Origin of the sequence: Kitasatospora sp. NPDC048722 (assembly GCF_040650235.1) — a bacterium.
In the GTDB taxonomy this organism is placed as follows: Bacteria; Actinomycetota; Actinomycetes; order Streptomycetales; family Streptomycetaceae; genus Kitasatospora.
The window spans coordinates 59461-75502 of record NZ_JBEZGX010000002.1 but is presented as its reverse complement, the minus strand read 5'-3'; the positions used below and the strand labels follow the sequence as shown (position 1 = coordinate 75502).

Below are 16042 nucleotides of genomic sequence, written 5' to 3'. Positions count from 1 at the left end.
CGCGCGAGCACCCGCAAGTCCCGGAGTTCCCGAACCGCCCGATGGTGCGTCACGCGTCGTTCACGTTCCGGTCGCTGACCTTCGGATGAATGAGGGCGCCCACAGTTGTACAGCCAACTGTGGATCCCCTCAGTCTCCGTGACCAGCCGCGCGCGGAACCGGCCCCACCGGTCCCGGTGATCCCGACGATCTCCGGCGACCCGGGCGGGCCCGGCCTCCCCGGCGGCGGACAGGACAACCGTGGCCGCAGGCAGCGCCCTGACCCTCACCGCACCCGCCAACCCGACCGAAGGTGACCGGCTCACCTTCCACTGGACCACCGACGCGCCCGACACCAAGAACTGGGTCGGCATCTACGACGGCAGCCGCAAGCCCGGCACCGGCTCCTCCCTGCTGTGGAAGTACACCCCGGGCGGCTCCGGCGACCTCCAGCTCGACACCTCGGCGCTCACCGGCGGCCCGTACACCGCCTACCTGCTGGCCAAGGACGGCTACGGCGTCCTCGCCCAGACCGAGCCGTTCAGCTTCCGCCCCAGGCCCGCCGTCGTGCGCCCGCACGCCGCCGTGGACTCGCTGACCACCGCCCCCGTCGCCCCCGGCGGCGCGGTGTCCGTCAAGCTCGGCGGCCTGTGGTCGCGCCCGGCCGGCAACCCGGCGGGCACCGCGACCTTCCGCAAGGCCGGCGGCGCGGCCTGGGCCTCGGTCGGCGCCGACGGCACCGTCACCGGCACCGCGCCCTCGGCCGGTCGGAACCCCGAGATCGTCGTCGTCGGTGTGAAGGACGGCGCCGGCGCCACCGACACGATCACCGTGCTGGTCCCGGTCGCCGACCCGGCCGGGCCGCTGCGTCTGAAGGCCGCGAGCTGGAACCTGCACAACGCCGGCAGCGGCTACACCGACGCGCTGGAGAAGCAGTTGCGCGTGGTGCTCGCCCAGGGCCTCGACATCGTGGCGCTCCAGGAGACGGCCGGCACCCAGGCGCGGACCCTCGCCGACGCGCTCGGCTGGTACGCCTACCAGAGTCCCGGCAGCGTCGGCATCCTCAGCCGCCACCCGCTGGCCGACGTCACCCCGGTGACCGCGGACGTGCCCGCCGCCGCGGCGACCGTGCAGCTGCCCGGCGGACGGACCGTCCGCTTCTGGGCCGCGCACCTCGACGAGACCGACTACGGCCCGTACGGCGTCCAGGACGGCCGCACCGCCGCGCAGGCCGAGGCCGCCGAGAACGCCTCCGTCCGGCTCAGGCAGGCCAAGGCGCTGGCCGCGGCAGTCCGGGCCGACATCGCCGGGCACACCCCGGTGGTGCTCGCCGGCGCGCTCTCCTCGCCCTCCCGCCTGGACTGGACGGCCGCCACCGCCGCCGCGCACGGCGGTGTCGGCGCGGTCGACTGGCCCGTCAGCAAGGAGTTCCAGGCCGCCGGGCTGACCGACACCCTGCGCGAGGAGAGCCCGGACCCGGTCAAGGTCCCGGCCGCCACCTGGTCGCCCACCCGCAAGCAGCGCGGTGCCAGGACCGAGCCGCAGGACCGCATCGACTACGTGCAGTACGCGGGGGCGCTCAAGCTCGTCGAGGCGCACACCCTCGTGGCCGACTGGCCGCAGCCCGAGCCGAACACCGCGGCCAACGAGTGGCCGTCCGACACCGCCGCCGCCGTCGCCACCTTCCAGCTCTGAGAGGCCGGTCCGCCATGTCCGAACTTTCCCGTCGCACCTTCGTCGGCGCCACCGCGGCCGCCGGTGCCGTCGCGCTCACCGGCCTCGCGACGACCCCCGCCGGCGCCGCCCCCGCCGCCCCCGCCGCCGCCGGGGCCGACGCGCTCACCGGCACCGTCAAGGACGTCAGGCACGTCGTCGTCCTCATGCAGGAGAACCGCAGCTTCGACCACTACTTCGGAACGCTCAACGGCGTCCGCGGCTACGGCGACAGGCAGGCGCTCCAGTTCCCGGACGGCACCGACGTGTTCCGCCAGCCCGACGCCCGACGCAGCGACGGCGGGGTGATGCTGCCGTACCGGATGGACACCTCCAAGTACAACGCGCAGAACGCCGGCGGCCTCGCCCACGACTGGGCCACCGGCCACCAGGCGATCAACAACGGTGCGATGAACAAGTGGATCGCCGCCAAGGGCGAGCGCACCATGGGCTACTTCACCCGGGACGACATCCCCTACCAGTACGCCCTCGCCGACGCTTTCACCCTCTGCGACGCCTACTTCACCTCCCTCGCCGGGCCGACCGACCCCAACCGCCTCTACCTGTGGACCGGCACCGCCGGCCCCGGCCGCGACGGCACCACCGGCCCCTGGATCGACAACACGCCGGTCACCGACAACCCCGTCGCCGACTGGACCACCTACGCCGAGCGCCTGGAGAAGGCGGGCGTCAGCTGGCGCGTCTACCACAACCCCAGCAAGGACGACCGCACCGGTGACTACGACGACAACGCGTTGTCCTACTTCAAGCAGTTCCACAACTTCCCCGAGGACGACCCGCGGTACGTCAACGCGATGACGAAGTTCGACCCGACGGACTTCGACCGCCACTGCAAGGACGGCACCCTCCCGACCATCTCCTGGCTCGTCGCGCCCTACCTCTTCTCCGAGCACCCGGCGGCCGGCCCGGCCTACGGCGCACACTGGGTGGACACGGCGCTCCAGTCGCTGATGTCCAACCCGAAGGTGTGGCAGCACACCGTCTTCCTCGTCATGTACGACGAGAACGACGGCTACTTCGACCACATGGTCCCGCCCACCCCCGAGGCCGGCACGCCCGAGGAGTTCACCCAGGGCCGGGCGATCGGCCTCGGCAACCGGGTGCCGCTGTGGGTCGCCTCCCCCTGGTCGCGCGGCGGTTGGGTCAACTCCCAGGTCTTCGACCACACCTCGGTGCTGCGCTTCATGGAGGTCGTCACCGGGGTCGCCGAGCCGAACATCTCGGCCTGGCGCCGGGCCGTCTGCGGCGACCTCACGAGCTGCTTCGACTTCGCCGCACCGGACTTCTCGATCCCGAAGCTGCCCGACACCAACGCCCTGATGGCCAGGGCCGACGCGGGCGCCAAGCTGCCCGGCGTCGCCCTGCCGGCCGTCGGCGCCCAGTCGATGCCCGTCCCGGAGCGCGGTGACCGCCCGCACCGCCCGCTGCCGTACCAGCCGTGGGCCGACGCCGAGGTGGACCGCAGGAGCGGCAAGGTCACCTGCACGATGAGCAACGACGGTTCGGTGGCCTTCCCGTACACCGTCTACCCGAACATCGTGTTCCCGTTCGCCGGCACCCCGTTCACCGTCGCCCCCGGCGCCACCGCCAGCTACGTGTGGGACGCCGCGGCGACCAACGGCCGCTACGACTTCACGGTGCACGGCCCGGACGGCTTCGTCCGCCGCTTCGCCGGCACCGTCGTCCGTGACGGCCAGGGCGGACAGAACGACATCGGTGTGCCGATCGTCACCGCCGACCTGCGCGGCGACGTCAAGCTCACGCTCCAGGTGGCCAACGACGGCCTGACCGACGTCGCCTTCACCGCCGCGCCCAACGACTTCGCGGGCACCGCGCAGACGGTGTGGGTCAAGCCCGGCAAGCAGGCCGACATCGCCTGGCCGCTGGACAAGCAGGGCCGCTACGACGTCATCGTCACGGCCCACACCGGCCAGCGCTTCGTCCGCCGCTACGCGGGCTGGGTGCACTGACCCGACCGGACCCGACCCACGACCGGGGGCGCCGAACCGGTGACCCCCGGCCGTGGCTCGGCCGGACCGCCGGGCCCCGCCGCTAGCGTCGGGCGCATGCAGAACATCACCACCTTCCTCTGGTTCGACCACCAGGCCGAAGAGGCCGCGGCCTTCTACACGTCGCTCTTCCGCGACTCCCGCATCACCGAGGTCACCCACTACCCCGAGGGCGGTCCGGTGCCGGCCGGCTCGGTCATGACCGTCGGGTTCGAACTCGACGGCCGGCCCTACGTCGCCCTCAACGGCGGCCCCCAGTTCCCCTTCACCGAAGCCGTCTCGCTCCAGGTGGAGTGCGACGACCAGCAGGAGGTCGACGAGCTCTGGGCCAAGCTCACCGCCGACGGCGGCCAGGCGGGCCCCTGCGGCTGGCTCAAGGACCGCTACGGCTTCTCCTGGCAGATCACCCCGCGCGTCCTGCTGGACCTGATCGCCGACCCCGACCGCGTCAAGGCCGGCCGGGTGATGGCGGCGATGATGACCATGGGGAAGATCGAGATCCTGCCGCTGCTCGCCGCGGCCGAGGGCTGAGCCACCATGACCCCCGCCGCCGTCCGCACCACCGTCTACCTGCACGCCACGCCCGAGCGGGTCTGGCACGCGCTCACCAGCGCCGACGAGTCCGCCCTGTACTGGGGCCACCGCAACGTCTCCACCTGGCTCCCCGGCGCCCCCTGGGAACACCGGCGCACGGACGACTCCGGCATCGCCGACGTCACCGGCACCGTGGAAGCGTCCACCCGCCCCCACCACCTCGTCATCACCTGGTACTCCCCGGGCGCCCCGGACCCGGCCGGCCCGTCCCGGGTCACCTTCGGGATCGAGGGCTGGCGGGACCTCACCCGCCTCACCGTGACCCACGAGAACCTCGCCGACGAGACCGCGGCGGAGCGGGCGGGCGCCGGCTGGTCGGCCGTCCTCGCCAACCTGAAGACCTGCCTCGAAACCGGCCACCCGCTGCCGCAGCAACCGTGGCTCATGCCCTGACGGAGCCCGGGCTCAGCGCCCGGTGCTCGCGGCGGGGTGGGGGCGGTCACCGCGGAGCCACCTCCGGAGGTTGGCGTAGCGCGAGAAGCGGGTCCGGTTGGCCACGGAGGCGCGGTCCAGTTCCTCCATCAGGCGGCGGCTGCGGTGCTCCAGGTCCATCTCGTCGAGGATGCGGTCCACCTCGGCCAGGAGCGCGCCGTGCAGTTGCCAGGCCTCGGGGTGTTCCCGGACCTGGCGCAGCAGGAGCTGGGCGACGTTCTCCCGGCAGGTCCAGGCGGCCGCGAGTTCGGCGGTCAGGCGTTGTTCGGCCTCCTCGGCGTTGCGGCTCACCTGGGTCGTGACGAGGACGGCGAAGCTGACCATCGCGCCGCCGATGTGGGCCAGCAGTTCCTCCAGGGCCACGGCGACGTCCGGTTCGAACAGGCGCTCGCCGGGGTCGCGGCGCTTGGCCAGGTCGGTCAGGGAGCGGGCCAGGACGCGGATGACCACCACGCAGATCTCCAGCGTGTCCAGGCCGGTGCGCAGCACCAGGCGGGAGAGGAGGCCCTCGCTGATCCGGGGGTTGAACCGGAGGCTGTCCTCGGCCTGGCGCAGGGCCGCGTCGACCTCGGAGATCGCCTGGTCCAGGCGGCGGGCCTCGTGGAGGCGTTCGGCGGCGACGGCGACCGGGATGGGGCGGCCCAGCTCCTCGGCGATGTCCAGGAGCAGATGCCGGGCGCGCCGGGCGAGGTCCTCGATCGAGGCGCCTGCGGTGTCGACCCAGACGGGTGGGGCGAACACCAGGTTGAACAGGAGGCCGACGGCGGCGCCGATCAGGGTCTCCAGGACCCGGTCCCAGGCCTGGGAGGCGAGCTTGGTGACGCCGAGGATCAGCATCGCGCTGATCGCGACCTCCTGGACGAACTCCTCGACCCGGACGAACCGGCCGATCGTCAGCGAGGCCAGGATGACCAGCCCGAGGCTCCACCAGGAGAGCCCCACGACGGCGCTGAAGCCGATCGCGATCAGCACGCCGACGACCACCGAGTTGACCCGGCGGATGCTGGTCTTGAGCGTCGAGTAGACGGTGACCTGCACCACCAGGAGCGCGGTGAGCGGCGCCGTGAGCGGGGCCGGCTCGCTGCTCAGCCGCGTCGCCACCGCGAAGGACAGGGTGGCCGCCACGGTCGCCCGGAAGGTCTGGACGACGAACGGTTCTCGGGTGCCACGGCGGACGGCGGCCGTGAGGGACTCCGGGAGGATGACCATGAGGCCCTTCTTTCCCCGCAGCCGGTGTTCACACCGCCGATCGCGCCGGAGGGCACCCGGTTGCCCGTCCCCGGGTCAGGAGTCGCGGCGGTCCAGGCGCAGCTTCCAGGGAGCGAGGGCGGACTCGACCTGGACGCCGATGCTCATCTTGGACGCGCCCTCGACGCGCTCCTCGAAGCGGATCGGGACCTCGCGGATCGTCATCCCGCGCTTGACGACGCGGTAGTTCATCTCGACCTGGAACGAGTAGCCGTTGCTCCGGACGGTGGGCAGGTCGATGGCCCGCAGCGTGTTCGCCCGCCAGGCCTTGAAGCCCGCGGTGGCGTCGCGGACGCCGAGGCCGAGGATGGTGTTGACGTAGAAGTTGGCCCAGGCGGAGAGGGCCTTGCGGTGCCACGGCCACTCCGCGGCGGTCGAGCCGCCGGGCACGTAGCGGGAGCCGAGCACCACGGCGGTGTCGCCGGTCAGGAGGGTCCGGACCATCTCGGGTATCGCCGCGGCCGGGTGCGACAGGTCGGCGTCCATCTGCACGACGACGTCGGCGCCCTCGTCGAGGGCGCGGGCCATGCCCGCCAGGTAGGCGCGGCCGAGGCCGTCCTTCTCGGTGCGGTGCAGGACGCCGATCCGGCCGTCCGCGCCGGCCGCGAGCTTGTCGGCCAGCTCGCCGGTGCCGTCCGGGGAGTTGTCGTCGACCACCAGCAGGTGCAGGTTCGGCACCGGCAGCTGTGCCAGCAGGCCCGCCAGGACCGGAAGGTTCTCCCGCTCGTTGTACGTGGGGACGACGACAACGACCTTGGGGGAGGCCTCGACCATGCTCTGTTCCCTACCCGCGCTCTCCGGCCGGACCCCCGTGCCCCGCCTCACGGGCGTCCGTGATCTGCTGATCGGACCGTGCGAGTGTAGCCGTGCCGGGAGGAGGCTCGGCCCCGGGGCCCCGGCCGGCGGGCGGGTGAGGCGGCGTCGGAAGTCGGTTCGGCGGCGATGGACCGTCGGGGCTACTTCCCGCCGTAGACGGCCGCGAGGTTGTCGCTTGCGGGGTGGGTGCGGCCGGCCGGCCCGCCGGCGAAGGCGCGCAGGACGTTCTCGGTGACCTTGCGCACCAGGTCGCCGGCCTTGGCGTCGATGCCGTGGTCGGCGCTGGTGCCCCCTGGGCCGTGCGCGTCGAGCGTCTCCACCCAGCGCATCGTCCCGGTGGCGAACACTCCGGCGCCGCTCGGGACGGTGTGGTACGCGGTGTCGGCGTGCGACCGGCGGCCCTCGCAGACGACCGGGGAGTGGGCGATGACCTCGATCGGGCGCGGCACGGGGAAGGCGGTGTCCACCTTGTCGTACTCGACGCCGACCAGGTGCGGGAAGGACGCGCCGGCCGCGACGCCGGTGCCCTCGAACGCCCAGTGGTCGGGTGCGCCCACGACGTAGGGCGCGTCCACGGGGTAGCCGTCGTAGATGACGCCGAGCATCGAGCTCTCCGGGTCGGCGCCCGGGCCGGTGCGGAAGTCGGTGGTGGCCGGTGCGCCCGCCTTGTACCCGGGGTCGCTCGCCCAGGCGTCCTTGTAGCAGACCACCGTGCGGTCCGGCCCGAGGTCGGTGGGCTCGAACCGGACCCGGCGGAAGCAGCAATTCGCCCCCAGGAAGGCCACGTTGGTGCCGGCGTCCCGGGCCGCGACGACGTTGGCGCGCTGCTCGGGCGACCAGTACTCGTCGTGCCCGAGCGACAGGACGGCGGTGGCGCCGCGCAGCAGCGCGGGCTCGCGGGCGACGTCGATCCCGGTCGTGTACGCGAGCGGGATGCCGAGCTGCTCGGCGAAGGAGACCAGCGGCGCCTCGTAGACCAGGAACAGCCCGGCGCCGTGGTCGTAGTCGTACGGGCGGTCGAAGACGACCTTCAGCGAGCGGGTGGCGAGGCCGCCGGTCGGGCCGTTGTAGAGGCTGTACCCGCCCCACTCGTTGTACGCCTGCCACGTCGCCGGGGCGCTCATCACGACCGTCCTCCCGGCGGTGACGGCCGAGCGGACGGTGAGCGGGACGTAGCGCTGGCCGGAGCCGTCCTCTGCGTCCAGGCGCAGCAGGTACGCGCCCTCGGGCCAGCCGGCCGTGTCGACGGCGAGGGTGCGCTGCCAGCCGGTGAGGACGGTGCGGGTCGTGCCGTCGACGTGCGGCGCGGGCTGCCTGGCGCCCGGGACGTGTTCGCGGCGCCACACCAGGCGGGCGCGGGCGCCGCCGTACCAGCCGATCCGGTAGGCGGAGACGGTGAACGCGGCGGCCGGGGTGGAGACGTGCAGGCCGACGGGCTCGCCGGGCAGGACGCTGACGCGGTCGGCGAAGCCCTCGATGGCGCCGCTCGGGCCGGGGTTGGTGATCTCCCAGTCGGCGTTGCCGGGCAGTGACTGCTCGGGCTTGTGGTCGTCCTTGAGGCCGGCCCGCCGCGGGGTCGCGCCGGTGGGGCCGGAGGAGGGCGCCGGGCTCGCGGGTTCGTCGGGGTGGTGCGTGCCGCAGGAGGTGAGGGCCGCGGCCATCAGGCCCAGTCCGAGGATCCCCCGTCGGCTCGGTTCCGCCCGCTCGTCCGCCACAGTGGCCTCCCGATCGCCCGTCCTCGTGTTCCCTACCCGCGTGCCCGTGCGTCAAGGCGCGCGCACATCCTCACCCTTTCCGGCCATGGTCCCGCAACCGCCGCGCCGGGCGTGCGACGGGTCCGCGCGCTCTTTCCGCACCTCCCGCGCCCGTTCGCCACCGGAGAGGGCCGTCCGGGGGCTCCCCGGCGCGTCCGGGCGCGCGGCTCCGCGGCGGGGCCGATTCGGTCCCTTAGCCTGACCGGGCCGTCCGCCCGGCGGCCAGGGGGTCCGTGGCCGTGGCGGCCCGGTCGCGTCATCGACACATCGACACGAGTCATGGACAGGGGTGTACGTGGTTTCGTCGGGTTCGGCCGATCCGGGGGTGGCGCCTCCGACACGCGCCACGAGGTTCCGGGCCTGGATGCTGGAAGGCCTGGCGGACATGGCCAAGCAGCACCCAGGGCCGCATGCCCAGGCCCCGCACGAGAAGGGCGCGCACTGGTGGCGCGTCATGTGCCTGACCGGCCTCGACTACTTCTCCACCCTCGGCTACCAGCCCGGCATCGCGGCGCTCGCCGCCGGCCTGCTGTCGCCGGTCGCGACGATCGTGCTCGTGCTCGTCACCCTCTTCGGCGCGCTGCCGGTCTACCGGCGGGTGTCGGTGGAGAGCCCGCACGGTGAAGGCTCGATCGCGATGCTGGAACGGCTCCTGTCGTTCTGGCAGGGCAAGCTGTTCGTGCTGACGCTGCTCGGCTTCGCCGCCACCGACTTCATGATCACCATCACCCTCTCGGCGGCCGACGCGACCGCGCACCTCATCGAGAACCCCCACCTGACCAGTGCCCTCTCCGGCAAACAGGTACTGCTGACCCTGATCCTGGTGGCCCTGCTCGGCGGAGTGTTCCTCAAGGGCTTCAGCGAGGCGATCGGCCTGGCCGTCGTGCTCGTCGCCGTCTACCTCGCGCTCAACGTCGTGGTCGTCGTCAACGGCATCTGGCACCTGTTCGAGGCCCCGCACGTGTTCGCCGACTGGGCCGACGCCCTCACGGCCGAGCACGGCAACGCGTTCGCGATGATCGGCGTGGCACTGATCGTCTTCCCCAAGCTCGCGCTCGGCCTCTCGGGCTTCGAGACCGGCGTCGCCGTCATGCCCCACATCGAGGGCGATCCGCAGGACACCGAGGAGAAGCCGACCGGCCGGATCCGCGGCGCCCGCAGGCTGCTCACCACGGCCGCCGTGATCATGAGCGTCTTCCTGATCACCACGAGCTTCATCACGACACTGCTCATCCCGGAGAACGACTTCAAGGCCGGCGGCCCGGCCAACGGGCGGGCCCTCGCCTACCTCGCCCACGAGAACCTGGGCAGCGCGTTCGGCAGCGTCTACGACCTGTCGACCATCGCCATCCTCTGGTTCGCCGGTGCCTCCGCGATGGCCGGCCTGCTCAACCTCATGCCGCGCTACCTGCCTCGCTACGGCATGGCGCCGCACTGGGCGCGCGCCGTCCGACCGACGGTCATCGTGCTCACCCTGATCGCCTTCCTGGTGACGTGGATCTTCGACGCCAGCGTGGACGCCCAGGGCGGCGCCTACGCCACCGGCGTGCTGGTGCTGATCAGCTCCGCCGCGGTCGCCGTCACCATCGCTGCGCACAAGGCCGGGGAGAAGCGCTGGACGATCACCTTCGCGGTGATCGCCGTGGTCTTCCTCTACACCACGGCCGTCAACATCGTCGAACGGACCGACGGCGTGAAGATCGGCGCCTGCTTCATCGCCGGAATCATGCTGGTCTCCTTCCTCTCCCGGCTCAAGCGGGCCTTCGAACTGCGCGTCACGGACGTCGTGCTGGACGAGACGGCCGAGCGCTTCGTCCGCGACTACACCCACCGGCCGCTGCGGCTGATCGCCAACGAGCCGAACAGCCGTGACCTCGCCGAGTACCGGGACAAGATCCGCCAGATCCGCGCCGACAACGACATCCCGGCCGAGGACGACCTGGTCTTCGTCGAGGTCACGGTGCTCGACCCGTCCGAGTTCGAGGCCGTGCTGACCGTCCACGGCGAGGTGCTGCACGACCGCTACCGGGTGCTGGCGGTGGAGAGCTCCAGCGTGCCCAACGCGATCGCCGCGCTGCTGCTCCGGGTCCGGGACCTGACCGGGCAGCAGCCGCACATCTACTTCGAGTGGACCGAGGGCAACCCCTTCACCCAGTTCATGCGGTTCTTCCTGCTCGGGCAGGGCGAGATCGCCCCGGTCACCCGAGAGGTGCTGCGCGAGGCCGAGCCCGACCGCAGCCGCCGCCCGGCCGTGCACGTCGGCTGACGGGCCGGCCGGCAGTGCGGGAGGTTCCTAGCGGTTGGGCCGGGACTTGGACCAGGCCGGTGCGACGGCGGCCACCAGGGCCACTGCGAAGGCCAGTTGGAGGATGTGCCGGATCCAGTCGATGCCCGAGGTGTGGCGCACGCCGAGCCACCCGGAGACCGCGTTGCCGAGCCATGCGCCGAGAGCACCGAGCACGATCGTCAGCCACCACGGGATCGCCTGCGGTCCGCGCAGGAGGAGCCTGGCGAGAAGGCCCAGCACACAGCCGATGAGCAGAATCCACAGGAGCTGGAACATCGCAGTCCACCTTTCGGGCGGGGCGCCCCACCGGGGTCCGTCCCATGATCGCCCGATTCCGCCGGACGGGCACCTCGGCGGGCGGCGTCGCTGGTCAGCGCGCCGCGGAGGTGAGCGCGGCGCCCGTCTCCGGGTCGAAGACGTGCATCCGGGCGGTGTCCACCCACAGTTCCAGCGGGCGGCCCTCGGCGGCCCGGGTGGCTGTGCCGATCCGGGCCACCACCTCGGGGCCGGCCGCGGTGCCGTCCTGCGGGGTGAAGTGCACGAACACGTCCGAACCGACCGACTCCAGCACCTCGACGCCCACCGTCACCGTCCGCCCGCCGTGCCGCTGCTCCAGCAGCGCCGCGTCCTCGAAGTGCTCGGGGCGGATGCCCACGACCACCCGGCGCGGCGCGTCGGCCTCCTCCAGCCGCCGCCGCAGCCGGTCGTCGAGGGGAAGCTCCCCCAGCGCGGTGCGCAGCGCGCCCTCCTCCAGGGTCGCGTCCAGGACGTTCATGGCGGGTGAGCCGATGAAGCCGGCGACGAACAGGTTCACCGGCCGGTCGTAGAGCTCCTGCGGCGCGCCGACCTGCTGGACGGCTCCGCCGCGCATCACCACGACGCGGTCGCCCAGCGTCATCGCCTCGACCTGGTCGTGGGTGACGTAGACGGTCGTGGTGCCCAGGCGGCGCTGGAGGCGGGAGATCTGGGTCCGCATCTGCACCCGCAGCTGGGCGTCCAGGTTGGACAGCGGCTCGTCCATCAGGAAGGCCTTCGGCGCGCGGACGATGGCCCGGCCCATCGCGACCCGCTGGCGCTGGCCGCCGGAGAGCAGCGCCGGGCGGCGCTCGAGGTGCTCGGTGAGGTCGAGGACGCGGGCGGCCTCCTCGACCTTGCGGGCGATCTCCGCCTTGTCCGTCCCGGCCAGTCGCAGGGCGAAACCCATGTTCTGGCGCACCGTCATGTGGGGGTAGAGGGCGTAGCTCTGGAACACCATGGCGATGTCCCGGTCCTTCGGGGCGAGGTCGTTGACGACCCGGCCGCCGATCCGCAGGGTGCCCGCGGTGATGTCCTCCAGGCCCGCGATCATGTTGAGGGTGGTGGACTTGCCGCACCCGGACGGGCCGACCAGGATCACGAACTCTCCGTCCGCGACGGTCAGATCGACGCCTCGCACGGCGACCGCGCCGTCCGGGTAGTGCTTGGTGAGTCCGTCCAGGACGAGCTCGGCCATCCGTCACCCCTTCACTGCGCCGGCGGTCAGGCCGGCCACGATGCGCCGCTGGAACAGCAGCACGAAGACCACGATCGGGACGGTGATCACCATGGCCGCCGCGGCGATCGACCCGGTCGGCTGCTGGAACTGCGAGCTGCCGGTGAAGAACGCGATCGCGGCCGGGACGGTCCGCGCGGCGCGGGTGGAGGTGAGCGAGATCGCGAAGAGGAAGTCGTTCCAGCAGAAGATGAAGACGAGGATCGCCGTGGTGAACACCCCGGGCGCCGCCAGCGGGGCGATGACCAGCCGGAACGCCTGCCACGGCGTGGCGCCGTCGACCCGGGCCGCCTTCTCCAGGTCCCACGGGATCTCCCGGAAGAACGCGGAGAGCGTGTAGATCGCCAGCGGCAGCGAGAAGGTCGTGTACGGGATGATCAGGCCGGCCCAGGTGTCGAACAGGCCCAGCACGCGCTCGATGTCGAAGAGCGGGGACACCAGCGAGATCGGCGGGAACATCGCGATCAGCAGCGACATGCCGATCAGCAGCCGCTTGCCGGGGAAGCGCAGCCGGGCGACGGCGTAGGCGGCCATGGTGCCGAGCACGACGGCGACGGTGGTCGCGATGACGGCGATGCCGACCGAGTTGAGCAGCGCCCGGGTGAACTCGGAGGTGCGGAAGATGCCGCGGTAGTTCTCCAGCGTCCAGCGGCGGGGCACGAAGTCGCCGTCGGTGAGGGTGCTCGGGTCCTTGAAGGAGAGCGCCGCGATCCACCAGACCGGGAACAGCGCGTAGAGCACGACGACGACGTTGACGATCGTCCACGCGGACCGGCGGCGGGTGTCGGCACTCATGCGCCCACCTCGCTTCGCCCGGCAGGGGCATTCGCCCGCACGCGCCCGTCGGTGGCTCGCCCACTTCGTTCACTCATCGGCGCTCCTCCCCGGCGCCCGGCGCCGCCGCGCCGAACACCCGGACGAAGACGAGGGCGACGGCCGCCACGCAGAGGAAGATGAGGACCGAGATCGCCGAGCCGATGCCGAGGTTGAGTGCGGTGAACAGGTTGTCGTAGCCGAGGATCGAGACCGAGCCGGTGTCGTTGGAGCCGCCGGTCAGCACGTAGATGTCGTCGAAGACGCGGAACGCATCGAGCGTGCGGAACAGCAGCGCCACGAGGATCGCCGGTTTCATCAGCGGCAGGACGACGAGGCGCAGGCGCTGGGCCGGGCCCGCGCCGTCCACCTGGGCGGCGCGCAGCGTCTCCTCGGGCACCAGGGCGAGGCCCGCGAGCAGCAGGAGCGCCATGAACGGCGTCGTCTTCCACACCTCCGCGAGGATGATCAGACCGATCGCCTGCCAGTGGTCGGTGAGCGGCGCGCTGCCGGCCGGTAGCAGGGCGGCCAGGTAGCCGGTGCCCGGCGTCCAGGCGTACTGCCACGAGTACGCGGCGACGACCGTCACGATGCCGTACGGCACGAGGACGGCGGTGCGGACGGTGCCTCGCCACAGGACCGTCCGGTGCATCACCAGGGCGAGCGCGAGGCCGAGCGCGAGCTCGACCGTCACGGAGACGACGGTGATCACGACCGTCACCCACAGCGCCTGCCACCAGTACGGACTCGACAGCACGGCGGCGTAGTTGTCGAACCAGACGAAGCGGGCGTGCTGAGGGAAGCGCAGGTCGTAGCGCTGGAGCGAGAGGTAGACGGCGTAGCCGACCGGGTAGGCCGTGACCGCCGTCATCACGAGGACGGCGGGGGCGCACAGCAGCCAGCCGAGGCGGCGCTCCTCGCGGGAGCCGGCGGACGCCTTGGCCGCGGTGACCGTCGGTGCGGCGGTCGTCGGTGCGGCGGTCGTCGGTGCGCTCACGGGATCAGCCCCTTCGAGCCGAGTGCGTCCTTGATCTGGCCGGACAGGTCGGCGACGGTGCGTTCCGGGTCCACGGCGGACGGCGGCGACAGCGCGTGGGCGACGGCGATCGAGACGTTCTGGTAGGCGGGCGTCTGCGGGCGCAGCGAAGCGTTGTCGAGGGCGGTGAGGACGTCGGCGGCGAAGGGGTAGCTGTCGGTCAGCTCCGGCGTGGTGTACAGGCTCCGGAGGGAGGGCGGCAGGCCGCCCTTGAGCGCGTTGACGAGCTGGTTGTCGCGGTTGCGCAGGCAGAGCGTCGCCTCGTGGGCGAGGTCCGGGTGGTGGCTGTAGGCGCCGACGGCGAGGTCGATGCCGCCGATCGTGACGGCGGCCGGGCGGTCCGGGGTGACGGCTGGGTAGGGCGCCCAGCGGAAGTGGGGGAAGAGGTCGGGCCGGTCGGCCTTCATCGCCGGGTAGACGAACGGGTAGTTGACCTCGAAGGCCGCGGCACCGGACTCCACGGCGAGCCGGTTCTGGTCCTCCACCTGGTTGGCGAGCGACGGGTCGGCGGCGGGGGAGCGGGCGAGGTCGCGGATGACGCCGGCCGCGGTGACGGCGGGCGGCCCGAGCGCGGGCGCGCTCGCGTCCGGGGTGAGGACCGAGCCGCCGGCGCTGCTCACGAGGGTGTTGAACCAGACGGTCAGGCCCTCGTACTGGGCGCCCTGCACCTCGACGTGGTGCGGCTTGCCCTGCTTGGCGAGGGCGTCCGCCTGCGCGAGCAGCTCGGTCCACGTGCGGGGCGGGGTCGGGGTCAGGTCGTCGCGGTACCAGAGGAGTTGGGTGTTGGAGTTGTACGGTGCGGCGTAGAGGCGGTCCTTCCAGGTCGCCGTCCTCAGCGCGGCGGGGAGGGTGTCGGCGGTGACCTCGTCCTTCTGCGCACCCGTCCACTCACGGATCCAGCCCGCCTCCGCGAACTCCGGTGCCCACGTGACGTCCAGCCCCATGATGTCCACGCCCGCGTCGTGCGCGGCGAGCCGGCGGACGAGCTGCTGGCGCTGGCCGTCGGCGGTGCGTGGGAGCTTGTCGTACCGGATGGTGTAGCGCCCGCCGGAGACCCGGCTGCAGGCGTCGGCGGCCTGTTGGAGGGCGCCGGAGTCGTCCGGGAAGTTGTACCAGTCGAGCGTCGCCGGGCCGGTGGTGGCGCTGCCGGTACCGCCGCAGGCGGTCAGCAGGAACGCGAGCAGCACCGACCGCGGCCGTGGGCACCGGCGTTTCGGCATGTCACTCCCGGAACTCCCGGACGCCCCGGGCTCGACGGCTCGTGTCCCGCCACGCTAGGGCAATGAACGTGCACGGACGAGGACTTCGCCGCCGTGGCGCCGCCCGGCGGTTGTGCGGCGGCAGTCCGCGCGCCCCGCTGAGTACGATGTGCCCCCAACGGGTCGAGCGTTCACGGGGGACGGTATGGCGGAGTTCGCGGCTTTCGGGTGTGAGGCGTGCTGCGCCGAGGACGCGCTGGCGGCGCGGGAGCACCACCACAGCCACAGCGGGGTCCGGACCGAGAAGATGATCCAGGACGATTCGCACTTCATCGTCTCCGTCAAGCGCTGCCGGCTCTGCTCGCAGGCCTTCGTGAGCGTCTTCACCGAGTACGTCGACTGGGCCGCGTCCAACGACGCCCAGTACCAAACGGTGCTCCCCGTCACGGACGCCGAGGCCGCCGACCTGATGGAGGGCCGCCTGACCCCGCACCAGGCCGGCGCCCTGGGCCGCGGCCGCCGCCACCTGCAGAGCGACTGGCCGAGCGACGCCGGGGAACCCACCGTGTACTGGAGCAGCGGGACGTTCGAGGTGCGGGAGGGGTACTGA

General features: G+C 72.4%; 14 protein-coding genes. 6 read left to right on the top strand and 8 right to left on the bottom strand.

The window, feature by feature from the left end; all coding sequences use genetic code 11:
• Positions 1 to 240 precede the first annotated feature (240 nt).
• The 4 genes from AB0C76_RS02300 to AB0C76_RS02285 all read left to right on the top strand — a co-directional run bounded on the left by AB0C76_RS02300 (position 241) and on the right by AB0C76_RS02285 (position 4709).
• A complete protein-coding gene (locus AB0C76_RS02300; protein ID WP_359958329.1) occupies positions 241 to 1674 on the top strand; it encodes an endonuclease/exonuclease/phosphatase family protein in 1434 nt (477 codons plus the stop codon).
• 14 nt (positions 1675 to 1688) lie between these two features.
• A complete protein-coding gene (locus tag AB0C76_RS02295; protein ID WP_359958326.1) occupies positions 1689 to 3683 on the top strand; it encodes a phosphocholine-specific phospholipase C in 1995 nt (664 codons plus the stop codon).
• A 96-nt stretch (positions 3684 to 3779) separates the two neighbouring features.
• Positions 3780 to 4253, top strand: a complete 474-nt coding sequence (locus AB0C76_RS02290) for a VOC family protein (RefSeq protein WP_359958323.1) — start codon at positions 3780 to 3782, stop codon at positions 4251 to 4253.
• Positions 4254 to 4259: 6 nt separating this feature from the next.
• Positions 4260 to 4709, top strand: a complete 450-nt coding sequence (locus AB0C76_RS02285) for an SRPBCC domain-containing protein (RefSeq protein ID WP_359958320.1) — start codon at positions 4260 to 4262, stop codon at positions 4707 to 4709.
• Between the two features lie 12 nt (positions 4710 to 4721).
• Here the strand turns inward: AB0C76_RS02285 and AB0C76_RS02280 are convergent, their stop codons facing one another.
• From AB0C76_RS02280 to AB0C76_RS02270, 3 genes are all read right to left on the bottom strand, one after another.
• A complete protein-coding gene (locus AB0C76_RS02280; protein ID WP_359958317.1) occupies positions 4722 to 5957 on the bottom strand; it encodes an aromatic acid exporter family protein in 1236 nt (411 codons plus the stop codon).
• 75 nt (positions 5958 to 6032) lie between these two features.
• Positions 6033 to 6770: a polyprenol monophosphomannose synthase gene (locus AB0C76_RS02275; RefSeq protein WP_359958314.1), complete on the bottom strand. Its 738-nt coding sequence runs from the start codon at positions 6768 to 6770 to the stop codon at positions 6033 to 6035.
• A 182-nt stretch (positions 6771 to 6952) separates the two neighbouring features.
• Positions 6953 to 8473 carry a N,N-dimethylformamidase beta subunit family domain-containing protein gene (locus AB0C76_RS02270; protein ID WP_359958911.1) on the bottom strand — a complete coding sequence of 507 codons (1521 nt, stop codon included), beginning with the start codon at positions 8471 to 8473 and terminating at the stop codon, positions 6953 to 6955.
• A 457-nt stretch (positions 8474 to 8930) separates the two neighbouring features.
• Here AB0C76_RS02270 and AB0C76_RS02265 point away from each other — a divergent pair, with 457 nt between their 5' ends.
• Positions 8931 to 10832, top strand: coding sequence for an amino acid transporter (locus tag AB0C76_RS02265; RefSeq protein ID WP_359958311.1), 1902 nt, complete (start codon positions 8931 to 8933; stop codon positions 10830 to 10832).
• Between the two features lie 27 nt (positions 10833 to 10859).
• On the opposite strand, the gene AB0C76_RS02260 is transcribed toward AB0C76_RS02265, so the two are convergent.
• From AB0C76_RS02260 to AB0C76_RS02240, 5 genes are all read right to left on the bottom strand, one after another.
• Complete coding sequence (locus AB0C76_RS02260) at positions 10860 to 11129, bottom strand: GlsB/YeaQ/YmgE family stress response membrane protein (protein ID WP_359958308.1); 270 nt, start codon at positions 11127 to 11129, stop codon at positions 10860 to 10862.
• A gap of 94 nt (positions 11130 to 11223) precedes the next feature.
• On the bottom strand, positions 11224 to 12345 hold the full coding sequence (gene ugpC / locus AB0C76_RS02255) for a sn-glycerol-3-phosphate ABC transporter ATP-binding protein UgpC (RefSeq protein WP_359958306.1): 1122 nt from the start codon (positions 12343 to 12345) through the stop codon (positions 11224 to 11226).
• A gap of 3 nt (positions 12346 to 12348) precedes the next feature.
• Positions 12349 to 13179: a carbohydrate ABC transporter permease gene (locus AB0C76_RS02250; RefSeq protein ID WP_359958302.1), complete on the bottom strand. Its 831-nt coding sequence runs from the start codon at positions 13177 to 13179 to the stop codon at positions 12349 to 12351.
• A gap of 73 nt (positions 13180 to 13252) precedes the next feature.
• A complete protein-coding gene (locus AB0C76_RS02245; RefSeq protein WP_359958908.1) occupies positions 13253 to 14095 on the bottom strand; it encodes a sugar ABC transporter permease in 843 nt (280 codons plus the stop codon).
• 95 nt (positions 14096 to 14190) lie between these two features.
• Positions 14191 to 15453, bottom strand: coding sequence for an ABC transporter substrate-binding protein (locus AB0C76_RS02240; RefSeq protein WP_359958300.1), 1263 nt, complete (start codon positions 15451 to 15453; stop codon positions 14191 to 14193).
• Positions 15454 to 15637: 184 nt separating this feature from the next.
• Between AB0C76_RS02240 and AB0C76_RS02235 the strand changes: the two genes are divergently transcribed.
• Positions 15638 to 16042, top strand: coding sequence for a hypothetical protein (locus AB0C76_RS02235; RefSeq protein WP_359958297.1), 405 nt, complete (start codon positions 15638 to 15640; stop codon positions 16040 to 16042).